The sequence below is a fragment of the Streptomyces sp. NPDC058464 genome (genome assembly GCF_042721035.1).
Lineage (GTDB): Bacteria > Actinomycetota > Actinomycetes > Streptomycetales > Streptomycetaceae > Streptomyces.
In genome coordinates, this window is record NZ_JBHXMA010000122.1 from 1 (window position 1) to 1019 (window position 1019).

At 71.4% G+C, this 1019-nt stretch carries 1 protein-coding gene; it reads right to left on the bottom strand.

Translation table 11 applies throughout. The features are described from left to right. Positions 1-68 precede the first annotated feature (68 nt). On the bottom strand, positions 69-1019 hold a 951-nt coding region (locus tag ACFWPQ_RS51950), incomplete at its 5' end, for a DUF2637 domain-containing protein (protein ID WP_384052203.1).

Consider the following 1019-nt stretch of genomic DNA (forward strand, 5'->3'; position numbering starts at 1 on the left):
CCTCTGGAAACCAGAGGGCCCCTTCTCCGTGTCTGTCGGGGCTTCGCGCCTGTCGGACTCCGTACCCGTCAGGCGATGTGCTCGTCCGCCAGCTCCGCGTTGAGACGGTTCGAGAAGCGGGTCACCATGCGCTTGGACTCGGCCTCGTCGAGGGCGACGCCGTAGGTCGCCTCGACATCGGCGATGAACCCGCGCGGGGTGGGTGCTCCGTTGCCGCTCTTTATCGACTCACGGAAGACCAGGTAGTAGTCCTCCTCCGACGGCGCCGGGGGCTCCGGGGGACCGCCGCCCTCGCCCAGCTCACGGGTGCGGCCCGGACCGGACGGGATGGGGAAGCTGCCGGTGGTCTCCGCGGGGGATTCCTCGGGCAGGGGCTGCTGGTCCTGCGCGAACCGCTCCTGCGAGAACTGTTCCTGCTGGTACTGCTGTTGCTCCTGCAGGTACTGCTCCTGCTGGTACTGCTGGTACTGCTGCTGTGCCAGCCAGGCGGCGTACCGAGGGTCGTACGTCGGGTCGTAGCCGCCCTGGTACTCGATCTGCTGCGGGTCCCTGGCCTGCAGCCAGGGATTGATCTCCGGCTCGGATGCCGGCACCGTCTGCTGCGGGATCTCCGGCTGCCCGTTCTGGGGGCCGGGGGCCAGCTCCGGGCGCTGCTCGCCGGCAGGCACCGCGTCGGCGCCGCCACGGCCGCCCACGCCCACGGCACCCGACGCGGCCGGCAGGAGCACCGGGACCTCGATGCCCGCCGCCGCCAGGCCCTCCGGGGCCGTGTCCGCCAGGGGGACGCCGTACCGGGCCAGCCGCAGCGGCATCAGCGACTCCACCGGGGCCTTCCGGCGCCACGCCCGCCCGAACCGGGACCGCAGCCGCGCCTGATAGACGAGACGTTCCTGCTCCAGCTTGATCACCTGGTCGTAGGAACGGAGCTCCCACAGCTTCATCCGGCGCCACAGCAGGAAGGTCGGCACCGGCGAGAGCAGCCAGCGGGTGAGGCGGACCCCCTCCATGTGCTTGTCCGC